18 protein-coding genes are annotated in these 23,679 nt (G+C 47.9%); 13 read left to right on the forward strand and 5 right to left on the reverse strand.

What is annotated here, in order from left to right:
• Positions 1–16 precede the first annotated feature (16 nt).
• Both AC3G2T_RS24975 and AC3G2T_RS24980 read left to right on the forward strand, forming a co-directional pair.
• Entirely contained in the window at positions 17–2,830 is a 2,814-nt protein-coding gene (locus AC3G2T_RS24975; protein ID WP_488437282.1) for a fibronectin type III domain-containing protein, read from the forward strand.
• Complete coding sequence (locus AC3G2T_RS24980; RefSeq protein ID WP_488437283.1) at positions 2,772–5,699, forward strand: fibronectin type III domain-containing protein; 2,928 nt, start codon at positions 2,772–2,774, stop codon at positions 5,697–5,699. Before AC3G2T_RS24975 ends, AC3G2T_RS24980 begins: the two co-directional genes overlap by 59 nt.
• Positions 5,700–5,846: 147 nt before the next feature.
• Here the strand turns inward: AC3G2T_RS24980 and AC3G2T_RS24985 are convergent, their stop codons facing one another.
• Entirely contained in the window at positions 5,847–6,146 is a 300-nt protein-coding gene (locus AC3G2T_RS24985; protein ID WP_488437284.1) for a DUF3817 domain-containing protein, read from the reverse strand.
• 369 nt (positions 6,147–6,515) lie between these two features.
• Here AC3G2T_RS24985 and AC3G2T_RS24990 point away from each other — a divergent pair, with 369 nt between their 5' ends.
• Positions 6,516–6,818 (forward strand): nuclear transport factor 2 family protein, encoded by a 303-nt coding sequence (locus tag AC3G2T_RS24990; RefSeq protein WP_488437318.1) that lies wholly within the window; start codon positions 6,516–6,518, stop codon positions 6,816–6,818.
• A 180-nt stretch (positions 6,819–6,998) separates the two neighbouring features.
• Here AC3G2T_RS24990 and AC3G2T_RS24995 read toward each other — a convergent pair whose 3' ends face one another.
• The 3 genes from AC3G2T_RS24995 to AC3G2T_RS25005 all read right to left on the reverse strand — a co-directional run bounded on the left by AC3G2T_RS24995 (position 6,999) and on the right by AC3G2T_RS25005 (position 9,445).
• Positions 6,999–7,430 (reverse strand): universal stress protein, encoded by a 432-nt coding sequence (locus tag AC3G2T_RS24995; RefSeq protein WP_474679233.1) that lies wholly within the window; start codon positions 7,428–7,430, stop codon positions 6,999–7,001.
• Between the two features lie 5 nt (positions 7,431–7,435).
• Entirely contained in the window at positions 7,436–8,668 is a 1,233-nt protein-coding gene (locus tag AC3G2T_RS25000; protein WP_474679232.1) for a CynX/NimT family MFS transporter, read from the reverse strand.
• 216 nt (positions 8,669–8,884) lie between these two features.
• Positions 8,885–9,445 (reverse strand): helix-turn-helix domain-containing protein, encoded by a 561-nt coding sequence (locus AC3G2T_RS25005; RefSeq protein WP_159881278.1) that lies wholly within the window; start codon positions 9,443–9,445, stop codon positions 8,885–8,887.
• A gap of 374 nt (positions 9,446–9,819) precedes the next feature.
• On the opposite strand from AC3G2T_RS25005, the gene AC3G2T_RS25010 reads away from it, so the two are divergent.
• From AC3G2T_RS25010 to AC3G2T_RS25045, 8 genes are all read left to right on the forward strand, one after another.
• Positions 9,820–10,224 carry a MarR family winged helix-turn-helix transcriptional regulator gene (locus tag AC3G2T_RS25010; protein ID WP_488437285.1) on the forward strand — a complete coding sequence of 135 codons (405 nt, stop codon included), beginning with the start codon at positions 9,820–9,822 and terminating at the stop codon, positions 10,222–10,224.
• Between the two features lie 84 nt (positions 10,225–10,308).
• Positions 10,309–11,331 (forward strand): NADH:flavin oxidoreductase/NADH oxidase, encoded by a 1,023-nt coding sequence (locus AC3G2T_RS25015; protein ID WP_474679230.1) that lies wholly within the window; start codon positions 10,309–10,311, stop codon positions 11,329–11,331.
• A 125-nt stretch (positions 11,332–11,456) separates the two neighbouring features.
• Positions 11,457–12,497 (forward strand): NADH:flavin oxidoreductase, encoded by a 1,041-nt coding sequence (locus AC3G2T_RS25020; RefSeq protein ID WP_488437286.1) that lies wholly within the window; start codon positions 11,457–11,459, stop codon positions 12,495–12,497.
• A gap of 226 nt (positions 12,498–12,723) precedes the next feature.
• A complete protein-coding gene (locus AC3G2T_RS25025; protein ID WP_488437287.1) occupies positions 12,724–14,529 on the forward strand; it encodes a cache domain-containing sensor histidine kinase in 1,806 nt (601 codons plus the stop codon).
• Between the two features lie 11 nt (positions 14,530–14,540).
• On the forward strand, positions 14,541–16,139 hold the full coding sequence (locus tag AC3G2T_RS25030; RefSeq protein WP_488437288.1) for a response regulator: 1,599 nt from the start codon (positions 14,541–14,543) through the stop codon (positions 16,137–16,139).
• A gap of 107 nt (positions 16,140–16,246) precedes the next feature.
• Entirely contained in the window at positions 16,247–17,575 is a 1,329-nt protein-coding gene (locus tag AC3G2T_RS25035) for an ABC transporter substrate-binding protein (protein WP_488437289.1), read from the forward strand.
• 75 nt (positions 17,576–17,650) lie between these two features.
• Entirely contained in the window at positions 17,651–18,532 is an 882-nt protein-coding gene (locus AC3G2T_RS25040) for a carbohydrate ABC transporter permease (protein ID WP_474679225.1), read from the forward strand.
• Positions 18,533–18,547: 15 nt separating this feature from the next.
• Positions 18,548–19,390 (forward strand): carbohydrate ABC transporter permease, encoded by an 843-nt coding sequence (locus AC3G2T_RS25045; protein WP_488437290.1) that lies wholly within the window; start codon positions 18,548–18,550, stop codon positions 19,388–19,390.
• A gap of 147 nt (positions 19,391–19,537) precedes the next feature.
• On the opposite strand, the gene AC3G2T_RS25050 is transcribed toward AC3G2T_RS25045, so the two are convergent.
• Complete coding sequence (locus AC3G2T_RS25050) at positions 19,538–19,900, reverse strand: cytochrome P450 (RefSeq protein ID WP_488437291.1); 363 nt, start codon at positions 19,898–19,900, stop codon at positions 19,538–19,540.
• A 556-nt stretch (positions 19,901–20,456) separates the two neighbouring features.
• On the opposite strand from AC3G2T_RS25050, the gene AC3G2T_RS25055 reads away from it, so the two are divergent.
• Positions 20,457–22,223, forward strand: coding sequence for a sulfatase (locus tag AC3G2T_RS25055; RefSeq protein ID WP_488437319.1), 1,767 nt, complete (start codon positions 20,457–20,459; stop codon positions 22,221–22,223).
• Positions 22,224–22,270: 47 nt separating this feature from the next.
• Positions 22,271–23,644 carry an MFS transporter gene (locus AC3G2T_RS25060; protein WP_488437292.1) on the forward strand — a complete coding sequence of 458 codons (1,374 nt, stop codon included), beginning with the start codon at positions 22,271–22,273 and terminating at the stop codon, positions 23,642–23,644.
• Positions 23,645–23,679 lie beyond the last annotated feature (35 nt).

Consider the following 23,679-nt stretch of genomic DNA (forward strand, 5'->3'; position numbering starts at 1 on the left):
AAGAGGTGGGATTTGAATGTTAAAAAGCATGCTGAGTCTGGTGTTCGTTGTGTTCTCCGCTTTTATCTTTGCAGGAAGTGCGAATGCGGCGGGAGAGGTTCGCGTTACGATCGTGTACCTGAATCAATCTACCCCACTTGAAGGAGATCCGTTTTACAAGGACTTGAAGATCAGCGCTCAAGTAAAGTCCGACAGTGAGCTGAAAACTGTTATCGCCAGAGTGGATGATAGGGAGACCGCTCTTCAACAAGATTGTGAATCTTGTATGTGGACAGGGACACTTTCGCTGGATGGTTTGGCAAAAGGGAAGAAGACGCTTATCGTAGAAGCGACCAATCAATTGAATCGAACGGGACAAGCGTCTTTTAAGTTTGTCCATGACGCTCCCCCAGAGGTGACTGTCGCACCTGCGGACCAATCTGTGATCGATGCATCAAGTCCATTTAAAGTCACCGTTACAACGGAGGATGACCGTTCCGTTCCGAAGATCTACATGGAGCTCTCTGTACAAGATGGAGTCGGATTCGGGACCTTAATCGGGGAAGGGAGCTTGGAGCATACGTTTGACCTTAAGGATTATCTGGGGAAAACGATGCAGTTGAAAGTGGAAGTATACGATTACGTGGACGGAGTAAATTCACTGGAACGGTTTAGAGGGTATTACACTTATCATGTCGTGTCGGGGGCATCGCTTGTAAAAGCGGATGAAGCCGACGGCATCGTTATTGATTATAACGATACCCAAATCCTTTACAGACAAATAAGCGACGGTTCGCTGTATGTGAAAAACCGTTCTACGGGCAAGAGTACGCTTGTCTACAAGGGTTACGGTCATATAACTGAAACCAAACTTACGTCGGAGGCTATCGTTCTTTGGCTTTTAGATACTTCGACCAGGGATGGCCGAATTTACATATGGAAAAACGGTGTGCTTACCGACACGGATGTCAAGTTCACCGAGAGATGCTGCACTGATTCAAACGTCATGCAAATAGAAGGAAAGTATGCACTGATTCCAATACCGTCAGATCAAGTGGTTTGGATAAATACGGAAACCGGTGAAGTGGACAAATCTGTCAAAAATGCCGGAAGAGCGAGCCTTGCTGCTAACGGGCAATTTGTTTTTGATTATAAACCTGGCGGAAGCAGCCTAACCAACATTTATCGTTTTGCAGCCAAAAATCAGATAGAACCTTTTATCCAAGATCCCAACTATTCGAGCCTTGATCCTGCTTGGGACGGTGACACCTTGATCTATACCCGTTCGGACGGAAAGCTGATCAAACAGTCGAACCAATCGGTTTCGGAGGTGGCCGCTTCAACTTCTTCCGATCATTACTTGGTCAATCAGGGGTGGGTCGCTTTTCCGGGAAGAACAAATGAAGGTACGAACCAAATCTTTTTGCAAACGCCTCAAGGCACGGTGACTCAACTGACCTACAATTTTACGGGTAATCCTCGCCTTGATCGATTGGCGGCGGATGGATCCGTTACGCTTACGAATGCGAACAAATTATACATTCGTACACCTGATAATGTAACACCGGTCCAATTAGGCTCCGATCAAGGGAAAGCAAAAAATTTGAATGGAACATGGTACGCGGCATACGGGAAAGAAATTCTTAAGGTCAAGCAAATAGTCTCGGATACCATTCCACCAACGTGGCCTGCACAGGGTGGACTGAAGGTATCGAGCATCACAGCGCAAACTGCATTTCTTCAGTGGGAGCCCGCTGAAGACAACTTGGGCGTGATCGGCTATAACGTCTATCAAAACGGCAGCCTGGTGACGACGAGAGCTCGTTATGAGCCTGACATAGTCGTATACGGGCTTACCCCGAATACGACATATACGTATGAGGTCGAAGCTTTTGACGATGCCGGCAATAAAAGCCCCAGGCTGAGTGTAACGTTCAGTACAGCTCCCGTTTCAACCAAAGACACCATTCCTCCGAAATGGTTTGCCGGTGCTGAGTTTTTTGTTACTGGTCTCACCTACAGCACAGTGACGTTCCAATTGCCTTTGGCCTTCGATAATGTAGGCGTAACTCAGTACCGAATTTACCGCGACGATGAATTAATCGATACCATTGCCGGATCGGTATACAGCTACCAGGCTGTCGGCTTGGCTCCGCAAACCACTTATGTATTCTCCGCGGTGGCGCTTGATGCAGCAGGGAACGTCAGTGTGGATAATCCAAGCCTGAGCGTTACAACACTTGCGAATGATACGGCTTCGGCTGCTGCAATAGCTTTCAGCTCGAGCTCGGAAATTGCCGAAGTCGGCTCCACAATCGATGTGCAGATACGCGCCAACGACGCCAAGGACTTGTACGCGTTCTTACTGAAGCTGCAGTACGATACGAGCGGCTTGAAGCTGACGAAGATTGCCTACAGCAGCGAGTTCGGCACGGAGAATGTCACCGCTGTGTTCGGCAAGGACAACCAAGCGGCCGCTGGACTCTTGAAGCTGACCGGCGTGCAGCTGGGAGCGGTACCGGGCAAAAACGGCAGCATCGGTTTAACCACATTGAGTTTCACGGCGCTCAAAAACGGTGAAACGGCGCTTACGCTGCAGCCGGAGTCAGCTATAACCGACAGTAAGGGGCAGCAGCAGAATTTATCGGCAGCCTCGTTCAATATCGCAATCGGCGGCGGGGATTTCGATCATGACGGCAAGGTAGGGCTTAGCGACCTCTTCCTCATATCGCAAAAAAATGGTTTAAAGAAAGGGCAGCAGGGCTATGAAGAGCAGTTTGACTTAAAGCCGGATGGCATCATCGACAGTAAAGATATTCAGTATGTTGCCAATAAGGCGGCGAAAGGATAATAAATCGAAAGGTGGAAATTGTATGAGAAGAAATATTCTCGGTTTAAGTGTGTTCAGCTTGTTGTTTGCTATCGTGGTCAGTTTATTATTTTCAAGCAGCACCTATGCTGCAGGGGAGATCAGTGTCAAAATCCTCGAACCAAAGACAGCAGGAGACCCTATCCCTGTTGATACTAATTTCGTTGTCCAGGCGGAAGTAAATCCACCGGATATTGAGATCAAGACCGTTAAGGCAAAAGTTGAAAGCAAAGAGATTTCTCTACAAAAAGAGTGCCGGCGTGAGTATGATTGCGTATGGAAAGGCGAAATTCCGTTGGAAGGACTCGAGAAAGGCAACAAGACACTTGTGGTTACAGCAACGAATCAGATCAATCAATCCGCACAGGCGACCAGAGCAATCAAATACGACTCGGCGCCGGTGCTGACCATTGATGAACCGAAAGATCAGTCTGTCCTTACATCGAACAAGCTTCATATCGGTATGAAGGCAACGGATGATTTTTCGGTGCCTGAGATTAAGGTGGAATTGTTCAGCATAGATGATTTTAAAGTGGTTGGGACGGCTACCGGCAATGGAGTTATCGATCATTGGTTTGATGTTACGGATTATGCAGGTAAAGCTCTTCAGCTTTATATTGCGGTCTATGATAATAATTATGTTGACGGGCGCCCGTTTCCACGAATTAACAAATATGACACAACCATATATGCCGAGATTAGCGATCGATTAAACAAGGTCGACCAGGCAGAAGGGGAAATTCTCGACTTTGATGACAATCGCCTGTTGTACAAAGTGTACAATTCCGGTTTATATATTAAAAATCGTTCTACCGGTGAGATTACACTTGTGAAGCCATTAGCCCAGGAATATGTGGTTGAGGCCAAGCTAACAGCGGGTGGGGCAGCTCTTTTGATCAAAAGCACCGCAAATATAGAAACCAGGCTGTATACTTGGAAAAACAATAAACTGACATTTACCGGGATCGAATCTAAAGATTATTGCTGCTCTAATACAGACCTAATGCAAATTAAAGGCGATTACTTTCTCTACCCCTCTGGTATTCAGATAAATACGGTAACGGATGAACAGGTCGCACTTAAAGGATTCGAACAGAATCTAGCGGCAAATGGAGAATTTGTATACGTTAGTAGAGCAGATGAGAGTCAGAAATACAACATTTACCGTTATCGCTCTAATGGCCAGACAGAAACAGTCGTTCAAGACAAAGATTACGATAGCCATTTGCCGAAATGGGATGGAAATGTGGTCGTTTATCAACGAGGAGGCAGCAGTATTTTCAAAATAGAGAATGGCACCAAGACAGAGCTTAGCTCTAATTCATCTCAAATTGATTACGAAATCAATCAAGGCTGGATCGCGTTTACAAAGGAATTGCAGGGGCAAACACAGCAAATTTACCTGCAGTCTCCAGAGGGCACAGTGACTCAGGCGACCTACTATTTTACCAATAAGCCACAGATTGATAACCTTGCGGCGGACGGTACGTTCTCGTTCACGCATTCCAATCAGTTGTATATACGCACGCCGCACGATGAGACGCCTGTTTATTTGGGATCATCCAGAGGCAGAACCAAGATCGTAAATGGCAAGTGGTACAGAGCCGTTAGTAAAGATCTATTCGAAATCAAATTAACCCCGGGAGATTCGACTCCGCCGGCATGGCCGTCACCGGATGTACTTACGGCGGCCGATGTCACTGGATTAAGCGCGCGATTGCAATGGCAGCCTGCCATAGACGATGTTGGTGTGACCGCCTACAATATTTACCAAAACAGCGTCCTGCTGGATACGGTCAGCGGCGATGTACACAGCTACTACGTAAGCGGACTTGCGCCGAACACAACGTATAGGTTCGAAGTAGAAGCCGTTGATGCGGCCGGCAACAAAAGCGCAGTAAAGCCGGCGGCATCGGTTACGACACCACCGGTTTCGACCGGTGACAATGTCGCTCCCATTTGGCCGGCCGGCGCACAGCTTTCCGTGTCGGACGTAACCTACAGCAGCGCGAAGCTGCAGTGGCCGCAGGCGTCGGATAATGTAGGCGTGAGCCAGTACCAAATTTTCCGAAACGGCGAGCACATCGATACGGTGAGCGGATCCGTGTACAGCTATCAGGCTGCCGGCTTGGCTCCGAAAACAACGTATACGTTTTCTGTAGTTGCGCTGGATGCGGCCGGAAATGCCAGCACAGGCAATCCGAGTGTGAGTGTGACGACACTCAGCAGTGTCCCGGCCCAGACAGCGGGGATCACGTTTACATCCGCTTCTGAAATTGCCGAAGTCGGCTCCACGATCGATGTGCAGATACGCGCCAACGACGCCAAGGACTTGTACGCGTTCTTGCTGAAGCTGCAGTACGATACGAGCCGCTTGAAGCTGACGAAGATTGCCTACAGCAGCGAGTTCGGCTTAGAGAACGGCACCGCTGTGTTTGGCAAGGACAGCCAAGCGGCCGCGGGACTCTTGAAGCTGACCGGCGTGCAGCTGGGAGCTGTGCCAGGCAAGAACGGCAGCATCGGTTTAACGACCTTGAGTTTCACGGCACTCAAAAACGGTGAAACAGCGCTTAATCTGCTGCCGGAATCAGCGGTAACGGACAGTAAAGGGCAGCAGCAGAATTTATCGGCAGCCTCGTTTTACATCGCAATCGGCGGCGGGGATTTCGATCATGACGGCAAGGTAGGGCTTAGCGACCTTTTCCTCATATCGCAAAAAAACGGTTTAAAGAAAGGCCAGCCGGGCTATGAAGAGCAGTTTGACTTAAAGCCGGATGGCATCATCGACAGTAAAGATATTCAGTATGTTGCGAATAAGGCAGCCAGGAGTCTGTCCTATGAACCTCAGTAGAAGGTATCAATATCTTGTAAATCAGGAATGGTAAAATATGAATTAACAAAGAGACTGTCGCGGCACATTAGCGACAGTCTTCTGCGTATTTGTATCTCTCATCCGGACGATTCGGGTTAGCGGCGGTGGCAGGCGACTTCGCGCAGATCATCGGCTCCGCACGCGTTTCTTCAAGCGGATGTCCAGCACGAAGTTGCCGAACGGCAGCAGCGACGCCAGGAACGCAACGATCGTCAGTCCGTAGCTCCAGCGGTCGGCGAATTTCACGTAAACGAGGGCGAGCACGTAGATGCCGAACAACCAGCCGTGCATAGTTCCGGCAAACGCGACGGCCTCCGGGATCTCGGCCCAATATTTTAGGGGCATGGCGATAAACAGAAGCACTAAGTATGAGATGCCTTCGAGGTAGCCGATTATTCTGAATCGGCCGAGTGGTGTGCTTAGCATGCGGGCTTTATCTCCTTTTGTATTGAAAATGTCAATTTAAGTATAAGAAAGTCCCGGCGGTCTGCATAGTGAACAATAAGTGACATATCTCACATATCGCCGGGTTTGCCTGGCAGCACTCAATTGGTATCAAGGGTTATTTGAGATGCCTTGGCTAATGCTCTTATCTGTAATGATTGGGCTGGCATCTATCAGAATCCCACGAAATTTCCCGCTTGACAAAATAAAAGGTACTTTTACTATTTCGATTGCATGCACATGCATTTAATATACAAAAGGAGAAATGAACAAAATGAGTAGAACGACATTGAAAGACTATGAAGAAATGAAGAAATCGTCAATGCACTGATAAGCTATATTGAAGGTAACATTTCAGGGAAAAGTGAAGTCATGAAATCGACTTTCCATGATGACGCGATTATGTATGGTTACACAAACGACGGCAACCTCAGTGCGGGATCCATTCAAAACTTGTATGATTTAAGCGATCAGTTGGGGCCTGCAAAAGATCTCCAATATAGAATTGATGTTCTGGACGTCGCAGTCACTGTTGCTGTTGTTCGTGTCATTTTGGAAGGTCCAGGGGTTGTATATACGGATTACCATACTCTTTTGAAAGTAAATGGCGAATGGATGTTCGGTGAAAATAAAGTTTTAGACTGGAGTCGTTGATTTAACGTGGTTTTTGAATTGATGAATCGTCAGCTTTTGATAAATAAGTTTTAGACTGATCCCTTAAAAGAAGCAGCGGCGGACCAAGACTTGAAATAAAGTCTTAGACTGCCGCTGTAGTCATTCAAATAACGTATCCTTTAGTATAACAATGCATCATCTCTGCAGTCCCCGAAAGAGTTAATGAACAATGAGGACTGGGCAACTTGATAGCTGTGAAACCTTGTGGCTGACACTTCCAAGCATCATTTCTTTTATGCCACTTAGCCCACGGTTCCCAATAATAATGAGTTGCTGCTCGGTATCCCCTGCATATTTTAATATTTCATGTGCAGGATCTCCCTTAAGATGAACTGTTTCCGGGTTAATCCCCGCAGATTTTAATTTAGACTTGGCTTGTTGCAGCTGTTCCAAACTCGCTTTCTCCATTTCGTTCAATATTTCTTCCAAGAATTTCTCTGGTACATATGTCATGCCATTCGACACATATTCCTGGCTGACATTAACCAAGGTAACTTGAGTTTGTTTGTTTCGGGCTATTTCAATGGTTGCATCGAGGAGTTTGTTCGTTATTTCAGCTTTATCAATGGTCACCATAATTTTGTCAAACATATTTATCATCCTTTCCGTGGCAGCTCGTAACTATTTCGGCTACCTACAAAACGGTTTCTTGCTGCTCCTATACCGACTAAAAAGAGCAAGACCGCAGCGCCAAGCAGAATGAAAAGTGGCAGGTTCCAACTATTTGTCGCATCATGCAGATATCCTATAAGAGCAGGACCGACTGCGGCAAGAAGATATCCGATCGATTGCGCCATGCCAGACAGTTCCGCTGCTTGATGCGCATTTTCAGCACGTAACCCGAAAAACATCATGGACAAACTAAAGGCGAAGCCGCCACCAATTCCGAGCATGATGATCCACAACAGAATGATATCAGAGCTTCCGTAAAGAAGTCCGATCGTTCCCGTCAAAAGCAAAATGGTTGTAATGGCCACTAACATCCGTTGGCTAGACATGCGCCCAGCAATAACGGGGACAATAAAGGCAAATGGAAGCATAGCTAGCTGCATGATCGAGAGGTACCATCCTGATTGGTTTGAGTCAATTCCTTGCTGCTTTAAAATTTCAGGCAACCATGCGATCAATACATAGAAAACCATGGACTGTACACCCATAAACATGGTTACTTGCCAAGCAAGCGGGGATCTCCAAACATTCACATCGTTGCTGGCCATCTTTTGACTCGTCGTGGCTGTTTGCTTCGTTTGATTTCTTAATTGGGGTAACCAACAGAGGATCGATACAAAGCTTAGAATCCCCCATATTCCCAATGCTCCCTGCCATTTTAGACCTGCGTTCAGGGCTAGAGGCACACTGATTCCCGATGCGATTGCTCCACATAAACTCATTGAAATGGAGTAAACACCTGTGATGAAGCCAATTTTATTTGGAAAATCCCTTTTGATTATACTTGGCAATAATACATTACATACGGCAATTGCGAATCCAAGAATTGCTGTCCCAATAAACAGATTAGCTGCGCCAGATAAAGAACGTATTACAATACCTACAGTCAGAAAGAGTAAGGCGATCATTATGATACGTTCAACCCCATACCTTTGTCCTAATTTTGGTACTAGAGGCGATAAAAAAGCAAAGGCAAGCAAGGGTACCGTTGTAATCAGGCCTGCTAATGTATTTGAAATATGAACGTCATCTCTTATGAGACTCACTAAAGGACCGACTGATGTTAAGGGAGTACGTAAATTAGCTGCAATAACAATAATGCCGAGAATGATCAGCCCTATAGAGGATGGTACGGCTTTATTATTTTGTTTGTTCGGCATTCTTAATTTCTCCTTCCTGAATACTTACGTATTATTTGCTTCCTGCTGATTGAAAAAAACGATACATCCGCGCGAATAAATAAAGTATATTATAGTATATTATTTTTATCAATAATTACTTTATAATATACTTCCGTTCATCTAAAAACAAAAATACAACTCTGAAATTCCCGTCATGGAATTCAGAGTTGTATTTAATAAGTGGAATTTTCGACTTTAGAAACCGTACTTTAAGGATATATGGAGCACTGTTTCGCTATCCGTATGATTGGTATAAGAATGAGGACAATCTGCACGAAAACTGATAGTATCATATTGATTCAATGTGTAAATCTCTCCATTGACTTGAATTTCAATGGAACCAGTCATGACTGTCGCAATTTCAGATGTATTGACATGATGACCTTCAGGCTGATACGAGCTATTTGGCTGTAAGTAAGCCCGACACATTTCAATATCGTTACTTTTAAAGACTGGTTCAATGATCCAATTCTTTTGATCATTAGAAAACCGCAGTCCTTCACCTGCTCGATACAAACTAGCAGAGTCTTCTGATTTGAACAAAGCCAATAGCGGTAAAGATATACCTTTTGAAATTTTCCATATAATCGCCAAAGTTGGATTTGTCTCGCCACGTTCGATATTCCCCAGAGTAAGTTTGCTTACGCCCGTTAGTTCCGATAAGTCGTCTAAGCTCATGTTTTTTTCTTTTCTGTACTTTTTCAAGGCAACACCAATTTGTAATACAATTTCTTTTGATTCATTGATTTCATCCATTAGATTCACCTCAACAAAAAACAGTTATAGCTAGTATATTATTTATCTAGATTCTTTTCCATACGAGTAGTATTTGATGGTGGACTATACTCCTATGAAAAAATAATCTGCCCGTTTAGCTTAATGAAACTTTGTCAGTCTAATACTTTATTTTCTCAGTCTAACACTATATTTTTCAGTCTAGAACTTTATTTTCTTCTAACAATGGAAAGTGATTTCCAAAATATTTCATCAGCACTAATGCACAATAAGCAGCATCTGCCCCTGCTCGATTCATGCCTTTTTAGGCTTTGGATCGAGCTTTTGGTTTATGAAATGCGGTCATAAGGGATTTTTCTAAAAGTATACTTTTATATAGATCGGGTGTGCTGAAGTTGAAAGCGAAAAACGGACTTTTGGATACTTGGCTGTCTTTGACTCAAATTCACTCCAACATAAACGATGAACTGGAACAAGCGCTGCAACAACAGTATGATTTATCTTTGAAAGAGTTTTACGTTCTGTATTTCATATCTCAATCAGAACATAAGGAATTGCGGTTACAGCAGCTGCAAGAAATGGTTGGTTTAAGCCAGAGCGCTGTATCGAGGCTTATAGTAAGAATGGAAGCCAAAAACTGCGGAGCCCTGGAAAGACATATATGTGAGGACGATCGCAGAGGTATTTATACTGGAATTACTGAATTAGGTGAAAATAAATTACAACGTGCACTGAAAACTTTTAACGAGGTTTTACAATCTGCACTTCAAAAAGATGGAGTGGCATACTGTGTGAGTTGACAAAAGAAAATAAAATGGTATTATATATGCGTGTGCATGCATATTTTAATTCGCTATCCAAACAAATAGAGAGGAGTCTTTCTCATGAAAGATTTATTTAGTCCTTATACAATTAAAGGCCTGGAATTAAAAAACCGCATTGTAATGTCCCCGATGTGCCAGTACTCGGTCGACAAAAAAGACGGTATTGCAACAGAGTGGCATTATTTACACTATGTAAGTCGCGCGGTTGGCGGTGCCGGATTTATTATGATTGAAATGACAGATGTAGAGCCGGATGGACGTATTTCCGACTATGATCTTGGATTGTGGTCAGATGAGCAAATTCCGGCTTTAAAACGAATTGTCGATGCTTGCCACAGTTATGGCGCCAAAGTGGGAATTCAGATTGCTCATGCCGGTCGCAAAGCGGAAGATGCCGAAGTTCCCGTAGCGCCTTCCGCCATTGCTTTTGACGAAAAATCAAAACAACCTAGAGCTCTTTCAACAGAAGAAGTTAAAGGTCTAGTGGAAAAATTCCGCAGTGCCGTAGCTCGCGCTGTTAAAGCCGGATTTGATGCCATTGAACTTCATGGGGCTCACGGATACTTAATTCATCAATTTCATTCGCCCCTCACAAACAAAAGAGACGATGAGTACGGAAAAGACCTCACTAAATTTGGTCGGGAAATTATTGCGGCAGCAAAAGCAGAAATGCCGGAAGACAGGCCGCTTATGATGCGCATTTCCGCTAAAGAATACGTTGAGGGCGGATATGGGATTCAGGAAAGCATCGCTTTTGCTAAAAAATATCAGGAAGCGGGAGTGGATATGTTTGATATCTCATCCGGCGGAGAAGGACCGATTGCTGCATGGGGCAGACCTGGCAGCCACGCGGCTTATCAAGTACCTCTAGCTCGAGAAATCAAACAAGCCCTTAATATTCCGGTAATAGCTGTCGGAAGACTCGATGATCCAATTTTGGCGAATGCCGTAGTAGGCAATGAAGACGCCGATCTGGTCGCTGTGGGAAGAGGGCTGCTAAGAAACCCTTACTGGGCACTGGAAGCCGCAGCGAGTCTGAGAAAAGAAACAGCGGTCCCGAAACAGTATACGACAGGGTTTTAAGATAGAAAGTTGTGTTGAATAATGTATCCCTTCATACACAATAATACCGTTACAGGTTTGTAATTGATGCGTCCACGTTGTAATCTTTAATTAACTATTATAAGAAAAAAGCTCGGAGGTACACTATGTCTTATTCCGAATCTGTGCATTCATTATTCCGTCCATTCTCATTGGGAAACCTTACTTTATCTAATCGTACAGTGATGGCGCCAATGACTCGAAATATGTCACCTAATGGCGTTCCAGGCTCAGATGTTGCTGCATATTATCGCCGTAGAGCAGAGAATAGTGTTGGCCTTATCGTGACGGAAGGTACGGTTGTAAATCACGTTGATGCATCCAATCAAGAAAATGTACCGTATTTTTATGGCGAGGATGCATTAAACGGCTGGGCAAAAGTAGTATCTGAAGTGCACGAAGCAGGCGGGAAAATCATCCCGCAGATCTGGCATATGGGCGCACGCGGCAGCGTTAACGATTATTCCGAATCGGAAATCCGTGAAATTGTCGATGCCTTTGCCCAGGCCGCAGCCGAGGCCAAGCGGCTCGGATTTGACGGGGTTGAAATTCACGGCGCCCATGGATATTTGATCGACCAATTTTTCTGGGAGAAAACAAATACACGTACGGATAGTTATGGCGGCAGCATGGTAGCACGCACCCGTTTTGCAGCAGAGGTTGTTAAAGCTTGCCGTCTTGCTGTGGGTCCCGATTTCCCGATCGTGCTGCGTATCTCGCAGTGGAAAGGATCGGACTATACAGCGAAACTGGCCAAAACACCGGACGAACTGAAACAATTTTTGGCACCGCTGGTCGAAGCGGGAGTTGATATGTTCCACTGCTCGACACGTCGGTTCTGGGAACCCGAATTTGACGGTTCTGATCTAAATCTTGCCGGTTGGGTTAAAAAACTTACCGGTAGACCAACCATTACCGTTGGCTCTGTCGGCCTGGACGGTGATTTTATGACACTCTTTACCGAAGGAAAAGGTGCCGGCAACGCAAGTGTCGAGGGATTGGTGGGTAAGTTAGAGAATCATGAGTTTGATTTGGTAGCCATCGGAAGAGCATTGCTGGTAGACCCTGCGTGGGTCAGCAAAATTCGCGACGGACGAACAGACGATTTAGTTCCGTTTAGTCCTGAAGCACTCAAAACGTTATATTGATTTGGTATCCGAAAATTGGGTTATGACAATTTTTTCCAATATGAACCGGAGCTGGGGCGATTGATTCGATCCAGTTCCGGTTTTTTAGCTTTTCCAAGGATGCCGGATGGAAATGATGACATTTTCCTTCTACGCTCTGCTGCTTCCAGAAATGCCGGAGTTGTTCTGTCCGCAACAAGATGTATAATGAATAATCGAAAGTCTAATGGAAAGCCGGTGAATCGTCATGAGCATCATTCAGCGAAGCAGTCTGTCGCAATGGTTTCGCAACCAGCGCATTCGAACGAAAATATTCGCGGTATACATTCCCTTGATTCTAGTCCCTCTCCTCGTTCTGGGCTACACCTCCAAGGTTATCTACTCGGAGGCGATCATCGAGAAGACGAAGAAGAACGTGTCGGACAACTCCTCGCTCATTATTACGCGGCTGAGCGGAATGCTGACGAACGCGGAGAGCTACGCCAATATGTTGACTCTGAACCTGAACAAGCTGGCTCCGGAGCTGGCGACGCCCTCAGAGCAGTTGAATCTGCAGCGCTACACCGCGATCACGAATCAGTTGAGCTTCGGATTGCTCGTGTTTCCCGATGTGGATTCGGCGGCGTTCATCGACGAGCAGGGGGGCGTGTACGGCTCGACCGCACGCGTGGAGGTCAATTCCGCCACTGCTGTCGATAGCCCGCTGCATCGTCAGGTTCTCGACACGAACGGCCTGAATGTGTGGCTGCCGATGCAGCGACGCGACTATCTCGTAACGGACCCGTCCGTACCGGTGTTGACGCTTGGGAAGAAAATCGTCAATATCAATACAGGCCAAACGCTGGGCGTTCTGATTGTGAATGTCAAAGAATCCTCGCTATCCGCTGTGTACCGAAATATGGGCGCACTCCCTTCCGGCAGTTATTTCATCGCGGACAACGAAGGGAGAATCGTCTCCTCTGCGCAGCCGTCCGAGCTGCTGCAGCCGATTGCCGACCCCAGCCTGTGGCGGTGGGTACATGATACGGAGCATGCGGCCGACATTCGTTCCATGGAGGGGATGGATCGGCTCGTCACGAGCCATAGCTTCCCCCAGCTCGGCTGGAAGCTGGTCAGCATGATTCCGCTGCGCGAGCTGACGGCGGATTTGGACCAGATCACGCTGGTTATTGCGGTTATCGGCGCACTGTGCTTGCTGTTCGCGCTGGGCGGCGCTGCGCTGCTCTCGAAGTTGATCGCCGGCCCGATCATCAAGCTGGCCAAAGGGATGAAGGGCTTCCATGAAGGCAACCTGGATGTGCGCATCGAGGTCAATTCCGCCGACGAGATGGGGCTGTTCTCGCAAGGCTTCAATACGATGACCCGGCGCATCAAGGAACTGGTGGAGAACATTACGCAGGAACAGAAGAAGAAGCGGGAGTACGAGCTTGCGCTAATTCAGGCGCAGATCAAGCCGCATTTTCTATACAATACACTGGATGTCATCTATGCCCTGGCCGAAATGGGCCGCACCAAAGATGTATCTCGGACGACGAAGGCGCTCGCCGATTTCTACCGGGTGGCACTCAGCAAGGGACGGGAGCGAATCCGAATCGATGAGGAGCTGCGCAATGTGAAGGATTACCTCGTCATTCAGCATATCCGCTACTCGGATGTGTTCACGTACCAGTTCGAAGTGGAAAGTGACATTATGCTGCAAGAAATTCTCAAGCTGACGATCCAGCCGATTGTGGAGAACGCTATCTACCACGGACTTAAGGAGAAGGGGGACATGGGGCGGCTGCTAATCCGAGGCTATCGGGACGCTGATTCGATCGTCCTTGAGGTGCATGATGACGGCGTCGGGATGACGCGGGAGAAACTGGGGGAGTTAAAGCGGCACATGACGGCTCGGGATAGCGGCGGACAGAGCGGATACGGATTGCATAATGTGGACGACCGGATCAAGTTGTTTTACGGAGAGGAATACGGCCTGCATATTGAAAGCGCCCCCGGCGAGGGAACGGTCGTTACGATCACGCTGCCGGCGCAGCAGGTAAATGTGGAAGGATAGGTGGAGCCAGTATGCTCAAAGTCATGATTGTCGATGATGAAGTCATTTTCAGAGATTACCTGCGAACTAGCATTTCGTGGGGGGAGTACCGTTTAGAAATATGCTGCGAGGCGAAGAATGGCGTCGAGGCGCTGGAGCTTGCCCGTGAGCACCGGCCGGCCATTGCGCTGATCGACATCAATATGCCTTTCATGGACGGTCTGGAGCTGACGGAGCGGCTGAAGCTGGAGATGCCGGATATCGGGATCGTGCTGGTGACGGGCCACAGCGAGTTCGAATATGCACGGCGCGCGCTGAAGCTGGGGGTCGAGGATTACATTCTGAAGCCGTTCTCCAAGGAGGAGCTCATCCTTACGCTGCTAAGGCTGCAGACGAGCATCGTCCGCGCCCGGGAGGAGCGGATGACGCTGCAGGCCAACCAGGTGCTGCTGAAGGAGGGCTTCCTGAACCATCTTGTCAGCAGAGACTACAACCTGACGCAGGAGGAGACGCGTCAGCGTCTGGAAACCCTTGGGATTAAGGCGCTGTCTGGCCCGCTTCAGGTGGCATGCATCGAGATAGACAGTATGGATCAGAAGTGGAACAAGGTCAGCGACAAGCTGCTCTGGCGTTTCGCGGTCACGAATATTCTTCAGGAAACGATGGCTGCGGGAGAGCCGCCGCTTGTATTTAACGGCACGGAGGGCCGTATTCTCTGCATTCGGGAGCGGCAGGCCGGACAGGAGCCGATGCAGGAGCAGGAAGGCTATGAGAAGCTTTGCTTCCTCATCAAGAAGTATTTGAAATTCACCATTACCATCGGCATAGGCGGGTGGCATGAGGGCTACGCAGGGATTCGTACGTCGTATGAGGAGGCGCTTAATGCGCTTCAGAAGAAATTTCTGCTGGGCAACGACCGAGTCATTCGGTACGAGCAGCAGGGGGGCGGAGGAGCCGTAACCGATCCAAGCGGCTTCATTTCGCCGGAGACGAACGAGGAACTGCTGATCCGGCTGCGCATGAGCGATTGGAGCGCGGTAAGAAGCGGGCTGGAAGCGATTTTTACAAAAATTAACGAGCAGCGGTTGTCCATCGAATATACGTATGTCATCTGCATGGGCTTGGTATCGCTATGTCTTTCGTATGTGTCGGAAAGCGGGCATCCTATTGAGGACTGCTTCGGGGAGGATTTTTTCCCGTACAGCGAGATTACCCGGATGGAATCGATCGACGCTGCAGGCCAATGGATCGAGGGACTGTTCCACAAAGCGCTGCAATACGGGCAGATGCACAAGCAGACAAAGTCGCGCAAAATTGCGGAAGCGGTGAAGAAATATATCGAGGATTATTATCAGGACTCGGAGCTGCAAGTGGAGCAGATCGCGCAGCATGTATTCATAAATTCGAGCTATTTGCGGGCGGTATTTAAGAAGGAGCTAGGCATGACGGTGACCGACTATCTTACACATACGCGGATGCAGCGGGCCAAGGAACTCATCGGCCGCGGAGGAAGCAAGCTATCGGACATTGCCGAGCAGATCGGCTACAATGATCCGGCCTATTTCAGCAGAGCTTTCAAAAAATATTACGGCTATTCGCCAAGCGATTATGAGAATCAGCGCAGTCATTAGCCGATATGCGCGAATAGTGCAAGAATGCATCGTTTAATCCATTAACGGAATGGCCGATTCCCGGTAAACTCATGACTTGCAGGGAAGATAAAAGGGAGGTTATACAAATGAAGAAGGCGCTTTCGACTATTCTAATTGCAGGTGTGGTGGCAAGCCTGGCGGCGTGCAGCTCAGGCGGGCAGAAGCCGGCGGAGCAGGCGGCCGGCGGCAAGGACGCGTCGGCAACCGGCGGCAAGGACGCGTCGGCAACCGGCGGCACAACCAAGCTGCGCATCTACGCGCAGTATGCCGATGACGATACAAAGCTTCCGTACGACTACGCCGTTGCGGAGCTGAAGAAGGAAATGCCGAACGTGGAGCTGGAGCTTGAGGTTCAGGCGCAGGATGACGGCCAGAAGCTGAAGACGTATGCTGCGACAGGCAACCTGCCGGATATTTTCCAAGCGGGTTTGGATCAGATCAATACGTTCAAGAAGTCAAACAACATTCTGGTGCTGGACGAGTATGTAGATAAGTTCAAGTTTAAGGAGAAAATGCAACCAAGCGCGATGAACACGCTGTATGCTCCGGATGGCAAGGTGTACGCGTTCCCTTACGCGGGTAACGAGCTGGTGCTTTTGTTCTATAACAAGGAGTTGTTCGAGAAGAACAGCGTGAAGGTGCCGACGACCTTTGATGAGATGATGACTGCGGTGAAAACGTTCCAGGAGAAAGGCATCACGCCGATGTCCCTGTTCGCGAAGGAAAAATGGCCGACAGTGGCGCTGTATGATATTTTTGCAACGCGTTATAACCCGGCTGGAATTACGGCGCTCGACCAAGGCAAGGCGAAACCTTCCGACGAGGCGTACAAGAAGGCGGCTCAAAACGTTGTGGACTTGGTGAAGGCGGGTCTGCTGCCGAAGGGCGCAACGAACCTGAACTACGACCAAGCTGCGGCCATGTTCCATGAGGGCAAGGCGGCGATGTTCTTGAACGGCCAGTGGGAGATCGAGGCGGCAACGAAGGCGCTTGGCGATAAGGCAGCCTACATGTACTACCCGGCTCCGGACGCGGCTTCCTACGAGAAGAGCAAGCTGGCATTCAGCGGCTCCGGCGGTCCTTCCGGCTACGCGGTATCGGCGAACACGAAGGATAAGGAGCTGGCTGCGAAGGTGGCAAGCTTCATGTCCCTGAAATACGCCGAGTACAAGTACACGCAGCGAGCCAATCCAATCGTAGCGACGAAGGTAGACAAGCCGATTGAGAAGAAATACCCGCCAATGATGGAACAGCTGTCCAAGGACATTCCCAACATTACAAGCACTACCGCTTTCACCTGGGGCTTGTCCAATCCGAAGTTCAAAGCCGCTGTAGAGGATGCGGCGCAAAACCTGATGACAGGAACCTACACGGCAGATCAGTTCGTTAAAGATTTGGAAAATGCAGTGAAGTAAACGTCGTCTCCCTCGCACCGGTCATGCAGTTTTGTGGCCGGTGCGAGTACTTTCTAGGCAGGGGAGAGAAATGCTATGAAAAAATTTATGGGCAATAAGCTGGCGATCGCGCTTTTCACGTTGCCGACGCTGCTGCTGTTTACCGTCATGGTGTTCTGGCCGATTATACAGGTTTTTTACCGCAGTCTGTTCGATTGGGACGGACTTACGCCAGGCACGTTCATCGGACTCGACAATTATGCGCGGCTCTTCAAAGACCGCATTTTCTATACGTCGCTCTATAACGGTATCGTTTTCGCAGTCGTGCTGGTGGTGCTGCAGATCGGGATCGGCACGCTGCTGGCGCTGGCGGTATCGGATGCGAAGCTGAAGGGGCGTAAGCTGCTGCGAATCAGCTACTTCATACCGGTAGTGCTCTCGATCACTGTAGTATGCCAACTGTGGTTGGCGATGTATAACGGGCAATACGGTCTCATCAACAAGCTGTTCGAGATGTTCGGCTGGGAATATCGTCAGGACTGGCTGACGAACGAGACTACGGCGATCTTCGCGATTGCGGCTGTCAATGCATGGCAATATATGGGCTACCACTTTGCTCTGCTGTTGGCGGCGGTTCGCTCCATCCCTGAGCAGTATCTCGAAGCGGCGCGCATTGACGGAGCCGAGCGCTGGAAGGCGCACTGGCATATTACGATTCCGCTCATGGCGGAAACGTACAAGTTCTGCCTGGTGCTCGCGGTGACGGGCGGGCTGAACGCCTTTGCCAACATGTTCATCATGACGGGGGGCGGTCCGGGTACGACGACGTATACGCTCACATATCTGATGTACCGTGCGGCGTTCCGCGTCAATGAGTTTGGCTACGGCAGCGCGGCTGCGGCGTTCCTGGTCATCGAATGTCTTTTGGTGACGCTCGTGATTAACCGTCTGGTGGCTCGAGAACGGATCGTATATTAGAGGAGGTGAGGGAGAATGATCTGGGCAGCCAGAATGAGAAAGAAGCAACCGGTTTTACAATTGTTTCTGTGGGTTTATGCAGTCATTTCGGTGTATCCGTTACTTTGGATGGTTTTTTATTCTTTGAAAAATAATAACGAAATTTTCGTCACGAACCCTTTCGGTCCGCCGACGAGCTTCCGCTGGGAAAACTATATGCAGGCGTGGTCCAAATTCAACGTGCCGATGTATTTTATGAATAGCCTGTTTGTTTCTGTAGTAACGGTGGTGGGGACAATTGCGCTGTCCGTCATGTTCGCTTATGCGGTATCAAGAATGCAGTGGCGCCTCAAGGGAATTGCGAACACCTATGTGATCATCGGGATGTTCGTGCCGGTACAGGTCATCATGATTCCGCTGGCGATTCTGGTGAGAGATTTTCATCTCGCGAATACTTACTTGGCACTGATCGTGCCGTATATTGCGTTCAACTTGTCGTTCTCCGCGATGGTGTTCTACGGCTTTTTCCGCAGCATTCCGGTGGAACTGGAGGAATCCGCCTGTATCGACGGGGCGACGATCTACCAGACTTTCCTGCGCATTATGCTGCCTATCGTGAAGCCGGCGATTGCGACGATGGTCATCTTCGTCTTCCTCGCTGCGTGGAACGAATTCCCGATGGCGCTAATGCTGATTACGAAGGAGACCTTGAAGACGCTGCCTCTAGGCCTGCTGTTCTTCCAAGGGCAGTTCACGACGGAGTGGGGCGCGATGGGTGCTGCCATGACGATTGCGAGTTTGCCGACGGTGCTGATTTACGTGCTGTTCAGCGAGCAGGTGGAAAAGGCGCTCACGGTCGGCTCGGCGGTGAAGGGGTAAGCGTTGCGTACATGAGCAGACGACGGCAAACAGAGGAAAGAGGCTGGTTCCCTGGGCAAACAAGTGTTGCCTATGGGTTAGCCTCTTTTTGTATTGGCTTATTTTGCAAGCTGAGTCTGTTTAGATGATCGCCTATGCCAATAAGCGTTAAGCTAAGCGAATTGGAAGGCTTTTAAGAGATTGGCCCATCGCTGAATCGGTCAAATGTTCGGTCACCGCGAATTCCTCCACCGAATGAATATCGGTGAACCGTTTCACAAATGCGGTTAAAGCGGTGTACGCTTCCATACGAGCCAGCGGGGCGCCCAAGCATAAATGCGGGCCGGACCCGAAGGTGAGATGGTGTTGGTTTCCAGGTCGATGGATATCAAACTTTTCCGCATGGGCAAATTGAGATTCATCGCGGTTGGCGGCGCCGGTCCATACCATAATCATTTGACCTTGCTTCATCTCGGGCCCAAAAACTGAGTGATCAAACAGCACACGCTTGACATGTTCATATAAAAACACATTTCAGACATCCTGCTCGGCGGCAAATTCCTCCTTATGATTTACTCACACTGGTTAAAATATCCGAATCAGAGGGGAATCATTACAGATTCTGGAAAAAATGATGGACGGGACCGGTTGAAAATCCCTTATCCAAGCTGTCCCATAAACTTTATTCCATTTTGAAATTTTTACAAGCTATTTCAAAAGTATTTTCACGGAAATTTCAAGAAAATTTCGCCATGCTTCTATTTTTCTGAACATGTTTTTATCTTTTTGAATTTTAGTAGTTGCACAACGTTCTGTTTTGATTTAAAATTGAGTCAAGAAAGCGCTCGCTTTTTATTTTTTATAAAATGTAGAAGCGCTTCCACAAAAACAAATCACAATAAGTATTCGTTTTTAGCGATAAGCTTGGTGTTTTTTATTCAATGTGGAAGCGCTTCTAGAAAAGGGCGCTCAATCTTACCTTGGATGGAGAGAAATCAGAGATGAACACGAAAGCAGGCCAGCAGACAGCAGTATCGATCGGCAAAATGAATATGGGAGGTGAAGCATGATGCGGGCTATCATGGTGATGTTTGATTCGCTGAATCGTCATATGCTTCCGAACTATGGGTGTGAATGGACCGTTGCCCCGAATTTTAAGCGATTGGGTGAAAGAACGGTTACTTTTGATCAATGTTACGTCGGGAGTATGCCTTGCATGCCGGCTCGACGGGATCTTTTGACAGGACGCTATAATTTCTTGCATCGAAGCTGGGGGCCCATTGAGCCATTCGATGATTGTATGCCCGAGAGACTCAAAAAGAATCAGGTGTATACGCATCTTGTTACCGATCATCAGCATTATTGGGAAGATGGTGGGGCAACATACCATACCCGTTATAGTTCTGCCGAGTTTTGCCGGGGGCAGGAGGGCGACCCGTGGAAAGGGGAGGTTAATCACCCTGATATTGCGGAGTCCGAGATTCCTGTCGCAAAGCATCCCGTGTTTCAGAATATGCTCCGGCACGACACGATTAATCGCAAGTATATGCAAGATGAGGAAAAACATCCGCAAACAAAAACCTTTAAATATGGTTTGGAGTTTATAGAAAAAAATAAAGATGCGGACAACTGGTTTTTGCAATTGGAGACGTTTGATCCGCATGAACCTTTTTTCACTTATCAGCAATATAAAGATTTATACCCTCACGAATATAATGGAAAACCGTTTGATTGGCCGCCGTATTATTTTGTTCAGGAATCCGAGGAAGTAGTTCAACACGGGAAATATCAATATGCCGCACTGCTTAGCATGTGTGATCGTAACTTGGGCCGTGTACTTGATCTGATGGATGAACACGACATGTGGAAGGACACGATGTTGATTGTCAATACGGACCACGGCTACTTATTGGGGGAACACGGATGGTGGTCCAAGTCGGTCATGCCGCTTTATCAGGAAATTGCCAATACTCCATTGTTTGTCTGGGATCCCCGGGCGGGCGTTAAAGGGGAGAGAAGGTCGGCGCTAGTCCAAACCGTGGATCTGGCTCCTACGCTGCTTGATTTTTTTGGTGTACCGCTACCGGAACATTTGAGCGGAAAGCCGTTGAAAGATACCATACGGTCGGATGCTAAAATCCGCGATGCGGCATTATTCGGCTTCCACGGCAGTCATGTAAATATAACGGACGGTCAATATGTATATATGAGAGGCCCGGTATCTCCGGACAACGGCCCGCTATTCGAATATACGCTCATGCCCACGCATATGCGTAGCTTATTTTCACCGCAGGAGCTTCAGGATATTGAGCTGCAGGACCCATTCTCATTCACAAAAGGCTGCCGGACCATGAAAATTCATGCAGGACAAGGCAGGACAAATCCTTTTCAATACGGTTCAAAACTGTACGATCTGCTGCAAGATCCGAAACAAACCGAAGAGGTGGAGGATCTCGACGTAGAATTGCGGCTCATTCGGATGATGGCCGAAATGATGAATCAGAATGATGCTCCGGTGGAGCAATATGAGCGTCTGGGCATTCCGGCGGACGGAAACATGAGCCCCTCCGAATTAATTGTTCAAAAACAAGAAGCAGCGCAAGCGATCGTACTCCCGGGCCTTGAACATCTTTCCTGGACCAAGGGGGCAAAATATCAAATGTGGACGCTTCTAAACACGGTTCCTCAAGAAATGAGAGAACAGATGCTGGAGAGTTTTGGGCATTATACGAATGGCGGAGGCATAACGGAAATCCAAGAGGATGTCATTTTGGGTTTTGTGAACTTGAAGCTGCCGCCTGAAAGAAAAGATATGGCCCTATACTTTATCCGGCTCGCAGGAAGGACAGTCTGACATCACTTGCTTTCAAAATATAATGCCCAATATGGAGGACAATAACCATGAGCACCGGTAAGCTGCAACTTGCCCAAAAAAGCGAAATTTTTCAATATGCTTTCGGCGGACTTGGCTCTAACATATTTTTCTACATTCAGCTATCGTTTCTCATGTATTTTTATACGGACGTTTTCAAAGTATCCCCGGTCGCAGTAGGATCGCTGTTCCTGGGGGTTAGGCTCCTTGATGCCATATTCGATCCCATTATGGGAATGCTCACCGACCGTACGCGAACGAAGTGGGGCAGTTTTCGGCCTTATCTTATTTTTGGGGCACCGCTGCTGGCGGCAGTAATGATCTTGATGTTCACAGCGCCGAATTTGAGCCCAACGGGCAAAATTGTCTACGCAGCTCTCACTTATTTATGCTATTCGTTCATGTCTTCCGTTGTTAACATTCCTTACCACTCACTGACGGCGGTCATGAGTAAAGATCCGAATCAAACGACCACAATTACGATGGCCAAGCAATTTATGCTGGTTCCGGCAGGCCTCATCGTTAACGCAGGGGTTCTCCCGATGGTTGCTTTTTTCGGAACAGGCCAGCAAGGATGGTTTGTTACCGTATTTATTCTTACCATTATTGCATCGCTTTCTTTCTGGATTTGTGCAAATGGCGTTAAACGCCATGATATGACGGCGGATCGGAAGAGTACTCAGCATCAGCATCCTCCCATCAAGAAACAGTTGAGCTTGATTGTGCAAAATAAGCCTTTATTGATCTTGATGTTATCCTTTTTCATGAACTTGACGGCAACGACAACCAATGGCGCGGTATCTCTTTACTTTTGGAAGTACAATGTAAATCATATGGAACTGTATTCCCAAATTTCGCTGTGGGGCACGATATTATCTCTTCCGATCTACGCGTTTACCCCGTATTTAGCAAGGAAGATCGGTAAAAGAAATGTATTCCTTTACGGTAGTCTTGCAGCGGCCGTACCGACCTTAATCATGATGCTGATTCCTACTGATAATGTGACCGTTATTTTAATCGCGACGATTTTGAAGCAGGTTCTTGGTACATTTTGCGGTTCGATCGTATGGGCATTGATTCCCGATTGTGTGCAATATGGGAATTGGAAAACCGGAGTTGAAGGTGCCGGAACGGTTACTTCCGCCTGTACGTTCGTGAATAAGCTCGGATCGGCTCTTGGCGGCAGCTTGACGGGGGCGATCTTGGGCGCTGTCGGTTACGTGGCCGGACAGGTACAGAGTCCTGAGGTGCTTAAAGTCATTCTGTACTTATATGCTGGGGTTCCGCTTGTGGCCTACATTGGCACCGCAATAGCCTTAAGATACTTTAAAATCCCGCAAGAAGTTTTTCAAAATTCCTCAACAAAAAAAGAGCATTCAACAACGGCGGAACTCCATGCTTAATGCCTTTTTTTGATATACTGAATGAAAAAAGGTTT

Source organism: Paenibacillus sp. sgz302191 (genome assembly GCF_057749925.1).